Genomic DNA, 9,612 nt, shown 5'->3' with positions numbered 1-9,612 from the left:
CCGCAGAGAATGGTTTCATTGACATGATCCGCTTTACGCAAGGGAATCTTCTGGATTCAGACGCGCAAGCTCTCGTCAACACCGTGAACACGGTCGGTGTTATGGGGAAGGGCGTTGCCTTGATGTTCAAAGAAGCATTCCCCGAGAACTTCACCGCGTACGAAGCGGCGTGTCGGTCAGACGGCGTTCAGATCGGAAAAATGTTCGTCACAGAACGACGCGAGATGTTCGGCCCTAAGTGGATCATAAATTTCCCAACGAAAGCTCATTGGCGCTTCCCATCGAGGATGGAGTGGATCGACCGGGGTTTGGAGGACTTAAAACGTATCATCCAGGAAAAGGGCATTAAGTCGGTTGCTCTTCCGCCTTTGGGTGCGGGCAATGGCGGCTTGGATTGGAAAGATGTGCGCCCGAAGATAGAAGCTGCGTTGAGCAAGCTCGCCGACGTAGACGTGATCGTTTACGAACCCATAGCGAAGTACCAGAACGTGACCAAGAGAACGGGCGTAGAGAAGCTAACTGCTACCCGCGCGCTTATCGCTGAGTTGGTTCGTCGGTATTCCATTCTAGGCTTCGATTGCACGCTCCTTGAAATACAGAAGCTCGCATATTTTCTCGAGCGCTTTGTCGTGAAGTTGGACATAGACAATCAGATGAAGTTTCAGTTCGCTGCGAAGAAGTTCGGGCCGTACTCCGAAAATCTAAAGCACCTTCTGAATGCACTCGATGGCAGCTACCTGCACTGCGACAAGCGCTTGGGTGATGCCGGTCCATTTGACGTTATTCACTTCGATGACTCGAAGAAGGACAAAGTTGCGGCTTACCTAACGTCTCCGGATGTCAAATCGTTTCGTCCAGCACTTGAGAAGACATCCGAGCTAATCGATGGATTCGAGTCACCTCTCGGAATGGAGCTTCTTTCGACGGTCGATTGGCTTATCAATGAAGGGGCCGTCGAACCCCGTGTGCGTGCCATCCGCGAGCGGCTCGCGAGTTGGCCCGGAGGAAAAGCGGCGGGTGAACGAAAGCTGAGGCTGTTCGAAGATCGTACGATTGAGATTGCACTATCGTCACTTGCGGACGCTGGACTGGCAACCGCCCCCAAATAGCTGGGTGCGTCTTACTCTCGATTGAAGTGCCTTCGATGACTGAGGTCTACGACCCCCGCTGCATCGCGAATCTGATGCTGGACGAAAGCGAACGAATTGGTCAGCCTCTGACGAATTTGGCGCTTCAGAAGCTGTTGTACTTTGCGCATGCGATTTATCTGATTGAGCATGGGCAGCCTTTGGTGTCCGGCTATTTCGAGGCCTGGGAATACGGCCCCGTCCATCCGTCTGCCTATCAAGCTTTCAAAAGTGCCGGAGCTGCGCCAATCAGCTTCAAGGCTGCGCGGCTGAATGTCGTAAAGGGCACCCGGGAGCCAATTGCGGCTCCGACTGATCCCAATGTCATTCGGCATGTTGGGCGCGTCATTCAGGCGTACGGGCGAATGACGCCTGGACGACTAGTGGATGTATCCCACGCAAAGGGCGCACCTTGGCATTTTGTAGTAGACAAAGGCAGAACATCTTTGGCATTTGGAATGCGTATTCCCGACGAGGTGATTCGGGAGCGCTTCAAGCACCACAAGGTATCAGTCGGTAGCCAGCCTTCGGCCGGAGAGCCAAGTGAAGATACGCCCTTTGCCTGAAACCGATCTCGCACGCATTGCGCCGCTATCAAGGGATGAGAAGCGACGCGCGCTGCAGCAAATGCAACTAGGGCGCCCGCCATATTCCTACGCCCCTATTCGAGCCACGATCTCAGACGTGCTGAACATTCAATCGGACCTCATTGGGCCGATGCCAGCCACTCCGTGGGAGAAGATCGAAGGTACCATCCGCAAGAAGTCGAAGAGCGACGCGGAAGAGCGGGCAAATCTTCAGGTGGCGGCGGGGCTGTTCGATTTCGTGCAAGCCCGCGAGATCGTTGGTCGACGACTCGACATTTTTCCTCTTCAGTTGGGAATTGGCACGAAGGTCATTTTTTGGCAGCCCGTTGTGCTGACTCTGAATGAGCGCGCGATCATTCCGTTCTTAGACCCGCGACGCGCGAAGGGGTTGACCGCGAATGGACGGAAGTTTGTCTTCTCCGTCATGCACGAGCGGATCAGGGCTGCCGATCCGGACTTCGCAGACGTAACGCTCGCGATTGTGCAGTTCGCTCGCTCGAAAGAAGGACCGCGCACGCCGGTTATTTTCACCGACGAGAAAGGCGAACTGTTCACGTTCGATGAACTGGATCAGATGGTCCGGGAAACATACGAACTGTGGACGGAGATTCTTGAAGAGCGGACGGCTGAGACTCGGCGACGCGCTGGCGGAGGCGGAGGCCTCTTCTCCTGAGGCCTCCCACTTTTGCGGTCAGAGCCGTGTCGCGAGACGTGGCACGCGAATGGTTGCCACGAAAACAACCTACTGCATTTTCCTACATCAAACCGGCGCTGTTACAGGTGAAGCGGTCCTGCGATGGATGAAGGAGAGTTTCGCTAAGGTACTCTCACGCTCAGCCCGCTATCGATCTGCTTTGCCGTGCCCGCCCTTGATCGCGGCACCGAAACGACGCGACCTAAGTTTTGACGTGAGATAGCGAATTTCTTGACGCCAGCCGCAATCGCGATCTGGTCGAGAACGTCCAGCAAATTGTCGTCAGATTTATTGACCACAAACCTGTCATACGCGGCGGTGACGTTCGGATTGTCGGAAAATACATAAGGGATAAGAGACAGCGCTCGATTTACATCACGGACATCGGAATCAGAGGCAATGTAACCGTCAACGAGAACATATCGCGCTGCCATGACCTCTTGAACCAGCGCGATTTTTTGCTTTCGCCGCTCGACCCGCTCAATATTCAAGAAGCCGTGCGTATAGGCGAGGATTGTGGTCGCGCTCCCGATAGAGGCGCTAAGCAAACTAGCAACGATCGTTACGACGTCCATTGGTGATTCCCCCGACCACTCTCAAAGGAAACGTAAAGTTGCGCTCGTAGCAAGTGAGGTTTCGGAGGTTTTTGAGGTTTGTTTCAGCCCATCCTAGGAATTGTCATGTATGCACGAGTATATAACCGGCTCTACTGACAGTTTCCGCGTTAGGGTTGGGAGAAACCTCAGAACTCAAGGGGGCGGAAATGAGCGACACTTACAGAGTGATAGTCCACGGAAAGCCGGAAATTCGAGAACTAGCGTTTGCCTTCGAACCGCGCGTTGGTGATCTTGTTCGGCTTCCAGATGTGGACGGCGACCTTCACTACCAAGTGGACCAAGTTGTGCACTCTGCTCGGCTTCTCCATAGTAATTGGGTACCGAGCGTCTACGTTGTGATCGTTCCCGAACGATCGAGGAATGCCCCAGCGATCTAATGCGAAAATTCCGCCCAGGTCCCGACCTGGGCTGATCACCACTGCCGGCCAGATTGGCCGCGAACTTGCCAAACAAACCGTGACGCCTCCCATGAAGCCGAACTGTCATTCGCCCAGCGGTAGCGGTGCTTGGGCGCGCATCAATAGCAACACCAATGAGGCGGTTGTTCTCGATGTTGCTCACGCTCCACTGATCCAGGGTGGGCTTGAAAACATCAAGTTCGTGAACGCGTCAGCTGCGAATGCAAGCGCTGTTGGGATGAGGCTCAATGCCTGCCAGCGATGCACATTCAAGAACCTTGAATTTCATAATTTCGATTCCGTCGTCGGTATCTTCATTCGACCGACCGTTGTTTTCGACAACGCGGCTGCCGGTATCTACGGCCGTGATTATCATAATTGCGTGTTCAATGAACTGTCGAACATCTTAGTGTTCCGATGCAGTATAGGCATGGTGTTGCGAGGTGGACCTAGCTCTGCAATAACGACGAATGTCGTCACACTGAACAATTACTACAATCTCTGCTTTAGAGAGGTGACGGTAGAAGGCGTGCGCTCAGACTGGTTCCACGATAACGACCACTTCTTTAATCTATTCGTTAACCTCGTGACGAACGGCGCGGTCGCGGTGCACCTTTCTCCGATTGACCCGACGAATTACATCGGCGTTTCGGCCCATCACTTTTACAGTCTGACCATCGTCCGCGACAACAGCATCAATCCGATTGGCTTGTATGGCGTCGCGATGAACAACGCCCCTGGCTGCATCTTCGTTGGTTTAGCGTCAGACAATCAATGGGACGGAAATTATTTCTATAACCCGTTGAATGTGGAAGTGTACGTTTGGGCCTCGTGGATGCACTTCCTGACGTCTGATGCGTCTGCCGGTACGCTGCAAAACCGCCTTGCGAGCATCACGCAACACACGATGTCGAGGCAGTCGGGTGCCGCGACCGTCGGGTCTGGCGTGACATCCTTGGCCGTGGTGTTCCCGAACCGAATGTACGTTGCTCCAGTGAACGGCAAAGGCGAAATACGGCTAACCCCGTATAGCGAACCCTGGCGTGCGCTATTGGGTGGATTTTTCAACGATCACTGATGCTGGCTTCACGATCAGGTTTTCAGCAGCAACGCCGGGGTCCTTCCCGATGCATTGGACCGCTGAAGTGTTTACGATTTCCTAGCTGCGTTGCTAGCGCGAAGATCGTAACATGTTGCCATCACGACAACATGTAGTTGCGATTTTGCCTGCAGTCAGTGACCATCGACTCAGGCAGGCTTCTTCCGGGTTGGCGGCTTTTTCCGTGTCAGCTGTTCGCGGCGATTAACTTCGCTGACTACAGCCTCCCGAATAAATTGGGCGCGCTGCTTGTCGCCAACAAGCGCGTCCACGCGCTCCAGCACGTCGCTGGGAAAGCGCACAAGCGTCAGCGTCATGTTCAAGCGGTCTACCCATAAATGGCGAAATAAACGATATCGTTTATGTGGCGACATCTTCACGCGATAGGAGCGCAGACTATGATAGCTTCAACTAACTCGATCATCCGCGGCGACGATTATCTGATGTCTAAATTTGGCAAGCTCCGGGAAGCGGCGCTGTTTGCGCAAGCGGAAATTAGCGCCATTCCCGAAACCGCTCGGGGCGAGGAAGAGCGCGACATGATCGAATTTGCGCTTGCGCCGTCGAGCGCCTCGCAACATCGCTGCGCCTGGTTGAGGCCGACACCAGCGCTGGCGCAATGATGAAGAAGCGGGGCGGCTTGGCTGGCCGGCGGCGGCTGGGATAGCCTGCTAAAGGCGACGCGGATCGCGGCGTGATGAACACCGCCTTCTTGCTCATGGCGCAGTACAACGGCGCGGCAGTGATCCCACTGGAAGCCGTGTGCCGTGACTACTTCAGTCACCTGACGCCGATTGAGTTCGCGCGGAAGGCTACCAACGGCCAGATCGATTTGCCGGTTGTCCGGATCGAGGCGAGCCAGAAGGCGGCCAAGGGCGTCCACCTGATGGACCTCGCCAAATGGATCGACGATCGGCGTGCGGCGGCGCAGAAGGAGTTAGATCAGTTACAAGGGCGACGCTGAAAATCTCAGCGATCTGGAATGAAAGAGGCCGCCCAATAAGGCGGCCTTCCTTTTTGGCTGACTGCTTGGTGGGCCGGCCGCAAACGCAGCGAAACCCGGCATAGGCCGGGCTTCGCCTTCGCATACGGAGGGCACTCCGTACTCCTACTACAGTGAATTGGCCGATTTTGCCGATCGGCCTCAAAAGCCAAAGTCAAGTTGACATGGCCAGGAACGCCAGTGCTCACAAACGTGCTCACGGCGTCCAAGGCGCTGTCGCGTGTACGCATTCACATGCACGCGCTTCGGCCCCGAGCTGGGATCATCTCCCATTTCGGTTCTCCATGGCTTGGCGGGAAGAAGCCCGCCGCTCCAACTGCCCAATGCAGTTCCGGTTGCGCGGAGCCCGGCGTTAGCCGGTCATGGAGATGTCACCCACCGCAGCGGAAGTCCGAAGGATATCCGATTCGTTGAATCGGGCAGGGAGGTGCTACCGATCGTAGGTGTGGAAAAGTCCACCGGTACATAGTGTCGTCATCGACACACGCCGAGAGGTTACGATGCGTGGTATTGGGACGGACCCGCTATATCTTTTTCAGGCGATCGGACAGCAGTGACATTTGGTGGTTCAAAGCCTCGTCGGCGGTTTTCCCGTGGGACCACGGAGCAGCTGGAAAGTCGACCCACACATCGTGCTCACCCTTCGCCTGAACCTGCACACCGTTCTCGATCGTCAGTGCATCCGACATCTCAAACCGGCGCTTGATGTAGACGCGGCAAAAGCAGCTGCCACCTTCTTCGCGCAGGGCCTCAATTCGGAAGAAGCTAGTGGAGCCGCCCCAGGCGGCTGCGAATTCGACTGTTTTTTCGACGGTCGCGAACTCAGAAGCGTAGCTGGGTACTTTCATAGATTGCCTATTCCTCTTGATGCCACGGCGGCAATGATGCCGCAGAAGTTCGACCACGCTCATTCCGAGCGCGGGGCGTTACAGTTGATGAGACACCGTCCTTGGTAAACCCACGTCGAATCGGTGAAGCTTGGCGATTATTCAATGGGAGCAACCATGTCACCAATCGAGCAGCGCACAAAGCTCACTGCCCAGCTTGAAAAGTTCGCAACCGGCCAGTGGAGGATGCATGCCGGTGGTCGCGAGATGTACGATGATACAGAGAACTGGGTCGCTGACCTCAGGCGTCGCGTTAGGGATATCGATCGGGGATACCCATTCAGAACTTCTATCGGCCGGGCCGTTGACTACGTGTCAAAATGCTGATGCATCTTGTGGCAATCAGGCGCATTCGCGATGGCGGGATTTATGGCGGATAAGCCAGACGAAACTAAAATTATCAAGCAGTTTCAATATCGTGTGGCGGAGGTGATGGGATTCGAACCCACGGTACCTTGCGCTAATCGGCGCCGCATCTCGTCAATGGCAGTTAGGAGAGGAGGCCACTCCTACATCAACCCTCATGTTCCGTGCTGCGATTCAGTTCACGATTAATGCGATCCTTGATCCGACGGACCGCAAGGAGTTGCAACCTCGTTCGGGTCTTGCCACTGATCGCCTTGCCATCGACCTCAAAACTGTAGCGCCACTCGCCCGGTACCGCTTCTCGTATGCTGAATTGCACGCCTCTATGCTGCATACTTTTCAACCCCGATGACATTGCCCCTCCAGCGCGACCGTCGTCGAGCTGCAGATTGACCTATGATTCCTCAATCATGAGAGCGTTGATCGGATAGCGAAGGGAACCGCCGATCCGTAGGACCGGCGGCCAAGTCAAGGGAGGAAACGCCCGTTAGGGCAGCGGTACCGAGAGTACCGCCTAGGCACCGCCAATCTCTTGGCGGATCTCGAATAAACGTTGCTAAGAAGCCAAAAGAGCTTGAGCGAATGAAGGTGATGCGGAGAGGCCGACGCGGCTTCAAGTAATTCAATTGAGGCTGCACCAAAAGAGAAAGTTGCGTACGTATCGTACCAACTGAGCTGTTTCCGCTTTCTCGTTACATCTTGTCCGACCTCTGCCGAGCGTTTCACGAAGATGCAGCTTGCCATTCGACGAAATCTCCGATCTCACGCTTCGAAATTGGCCGCCAATCGCAAGAAATTCATAAGCAACACGTGCCCCTGTTGAGTAAGTACTGACTCCGGGTGGAATTGCACGCCATAGGTTGGGTGATGCCGATGTGCCAAAGCCATAATCTCACCTTCATCTGAGCGGGCTGTCACTATGAGGTCCGGTGTTTCTGATAGATCGAGTTCAACCGCTAGAGAATGGTACCGCCCAACACAAAGTGGAGACGGGAGTTTCTTGAACAACCCACGACCACCGTGGGTTATGGGTGAGGCTTGGCCGTGCATGGGACGACGTGCACGCACCACGCGTCCCCCGAAAACGCTCCCGATACACTGGTGACCGAGACAGATGCCAAGGACTGGGATACAACCCGAAAATTCCCGGACGACCGCGGTGGATATACCGGCCTCCATGGGAGTGCAGGGACCGGGAGATATGACGATTGCGCGTGGCTGGAGCGCAGCGAGTTCAGTGACGCTGATCGCATCACTTCGGATGACTTGGGTCTGTGCACCAAGGTTGCGAAAATAGCGCGCAATGTTGAACACGAAGGAATCGTAATTATCGAGAATAAATATCAAAACGCACCAGATGGATCGGCGTCAAAGGCCTCGAACAGTCGTTGTGCCTTGGCAAGTGTCTCCTCATATTCGGCTTCCGGATGCGACATCGCCGTTATTCCGCCGCCTGCATGAAACACGGCCAGGTCATCCTCGATCACGACCGTGCGGATTGCAATGTTCGTGTCCATGTGTCCATTGAATCCGATGAAGCCGATCGCCCCGCAATAGACTTCTCGCGCCATTTTCTCGATGTCCGCAATGATCTCCATTGCTCGCACCTTTGGAACTCCAGTGATGGAGCCGCCGGGAAAACAGGCGCGAAGTAGACTGACAGCGTCTTGGCCTGCAGCAAGCGCGCCTCTCACGGCCGACACAAGATGGTGCACTGAGGCATAGGTTTCGAGGTTGCACAGTGCTGAAACTTCGACCGAATCGTCTGTGCAAACGCGTGACAGATCGTTGCGCAGCAGGTCGACGATCATAATGTTCTCGGCTCGATCCTTCTCGGATGCGAGAAGGATCTCGGCACGGTGCAGATCTTCCGCGGAATCAGCGGAGCGCGCGATTGTGCCCTTGATCGGTCGTGTTTCGACCTGCCGTCCATCAAGTCTCAGAAATCGCTCAGGAGAGCTCGACGCTATCGTCAGCGTGTCATAGCGCAGGAGAGCTGCAAACGGGGCCGGGTTCAAAGACCGAAGCTGGCAATAAAAGGTAAGCGGATCGAACAAGGGCGACACTTTGGCACTGAAGCGTTGAGCGATGTTCGCCTGGAATATATCTCCGGCCAGGATCAAATCGACGACGCGCTGAACGGCCGCTATGAAGCCTTCACGGCTAAAATTCGAACGCCATCGCCGTGCGGTGCTGGGTATTATGATCCGCGGCGGCTTTGGCCTGGCAAGCAGTGCTGCAAACTCGTCGGCGCGACGACGCGCGTGCTCGGCTCGTCGAGTGGGGTCCTGCTCCGGCCATCCGGTCGAGACGATCCAGCACTTCTGGTCCCGGTGATCGAAGCTGACGACCACGTCATAAAAGTGCAATATTGATTGCGGCAACCGTAGACCCGCAATTGACGGTGCCGGCAGCCGCTCCAGTGTTCGGTTTAGATCGTAGGCAAGGAAGCCGGCTACGCCGCCTTGGAATGGGGGGAGATCGGGGCGATACGCTTCTTTGTATCTGGCAAGAAGGTCGCGGAGAACCTCCCATGGATCCCCTATAATTGCCTCTCCGTTCCAACTTGCCTGTCCATCCGCGACTAAGTAGGTGCCGAACGGCTCGCAGGCCAGATATGAGTAACGGCCGAGCAGCTCATGCCTTGCGGCGCTGTCGAGAAAGGTAAGCTGCGGCCGCTGCGCAAGACATCGCAGCGCCTTGACGGGCTCAATCCACTGCAACTCGCGGACGTGCATGGCTGTCTGCTACGACAACCGGCAGGTTGTGAGGCCTGCGCCGCGTGATGCCCTCCGAAGGAGGGTTATTTCCGTGCCGCCCGTACAAGACATGCG

At 55.5% G+C, this 9,612-nt stretch carries 11 protein-coding genes; 6 read left to right on the top strand and 5 right to left on the bottom strand.

Going from position 1 to position 9,612, the window contains the following annotated elements; translation table 11 throughout:
• The 3 genes from darG to socB all read left to right on the top strand — a co-directional run.
• Positions 1-1,109 (top strand): type II toxin-antitoxin system antitoxin DNA ADP-ribosyl glycohydrolase DarG (gene darG, locus J6525_RS35210; protein WP_225648089.1); only part of this gene is annotated, 1,109 nt, incomplete at its 5' end.
• Positions 1,110-1,144: 35 nt separating this feature from the next.
• Positions 1,145-1,693, top strand: a complete 549-nt coding sequence (gene socA, locus J6525_RS35205) for a type VI toxin-antitoxin system SocA family antitoxin (protein ID WP_225648088.1) — start codon at positions 1,145-1,147, stop codon at positions 1,691-1,693.
• Positions 1,671-2,387, top strand: coding sequence for a type VI toxin-antitoxin system SocB family DNA replication inhibitor toxin (gene socB, locus J6525_RS35200; protein WP_225648087.1), 717 nt, complete (start codon positions 1,671-1,673; stop codon positions 2,385-2,387). The genes socA and socB overlap by 23 nt, the downstream gene beginning before the upstream one ends.
• 143 nt (positions 2,388-2,530) lie before the next feature.
• Here the strand turns inward: socB and J6525_RS35195 are convergent, their stop codons facing one another.
• Positions 2,531-2,983 (bottom strand): hypothetical protein, encoded by a 453-nt coding sequence (locus J6525_RS35195; RefSeq protein ID WP_069276406.1) that lies wholly within the window; start codon positions 2,981-2,983, stop codon positions 2,531-2,533.
• Positions 2,984-3,385: 402 nt separating this feature from the next.
• On the opposite strand from J6525_RS35195, the gene J6525_RS35190 reads away from it, so the two are divergent.
• A complete protein-coding gene (locus J6525_RS35190; protein WP_225648086.1) occupies positions 3,386-4,501 on the top strand; it encodes a hypothetical protein in 1,116 nt (371 codons plus the stop codon).
• Positions 4,502-4,671: 170 nt separating this feature from the next.
• On the opposite strand, the gene J6525_RS35185 is transcribed toward J6525_RS35190, so the two are convergent.
• Entirely contained in the window at positions 4,672-4,839 is a 168-nt protein-coding gene (locus J6525_RS35185; RefSeq protein WP_512699762.1) for a YlcI/YnfO family protein, read from the bottom strand.
• A 45-nt stretch (positions 4,840-4,884) separates the two neighbouring features.
• Here J6525_RS35185 and J6525_RS35180 point away from each other — a divergent pair, with 45 nt between their 5' ends.
• Together J6525_RS35180 and J6525_RS35175 are read left to right on the top strand one after the other, a co-directional pair.
• The gene (locus tag J6525_RS35180; RefSeq protein WP_225648085.1) at positions 4,885-5,145 is read left to right on the top strand and encodes a hypothetical protein; all 261 of its coding nucleotides are present in this window, start codon (positions 4,885-4,887) and stop codon (positions 5,143-5,145) included.
• A 74-nt stretch (positions 5,146-5,219) separates the two neighbouring features.
• Entirely contained in the window at positions 5,220-5,486 is a 267-nt protein-coding gene (locus J6525_RS35175; protein ID WP_069276410.1) for a pyocin activator PrtN family protein, read from the top strand.
• A 563-nt stretch (positions 5,487-6,049) separates the two neighbouring features.
• Here J6525_RS35175 and J6525_RS35170 read toward each other — a convergent pair.
• The 3 genes from J6525_RS35170 to pabB all read right to left on the bottom strand — a co-directional run bounded on the left by J6525_RS35170 (position 6,050) and on the right by pabB (position 9,516).
• Positions 6,050-6,373: a hypothetical protein gene (locus J6525_RS35170; protein WP_069276411.1), complete on the bottom strand. Its 324-nt coding sequence runs from the start codon at positions 6,371-6,373 to the stop codon at positions 6,050-6,052.
• Between the two features lie 1,167 nt (positions 6,374-7,540).
• A complete protein-coding gene (locus J6525_RS35165) occupies positions 7,541-8,125 on the bottom strand; it encodes an anthranilate synthase component II (protein WP_225648084.1) in 585 nt (194 codons plus the stop codon).
• Positions 8,122-9,516, bottom strand: coding sequence for an aminodeoxychorismate synthase component I (pabB, locus tag J6525_RS35160; RefSeq protein ID WP_225648083.1), 1,395 nt, complete (start codon positions 9,514-9,516; stop codon positions 8,122-8,124). The genes J6525_RS35165 and pabB overlap by 4 nt, the downstream gene beginning before the upstream one ends.
• Positions 9,517-9,612 lie beyond the last annotated feature (96 nt).

This window comes from Bradyrhizobium australafricanum, assembly GCF_020329495.1.
Lineage (GTDB): Bacteria > Pseudomonadota > Alphaproteobacteria > Rhizobiales > Xanthobacteraceae > Bradyrhizobium > Bradyrhizobium australafricanum.
Note: the sequence above shows the minus strand (reverse complement) of the source record. Positions and strands in the feature narration are given on the sequence as shown.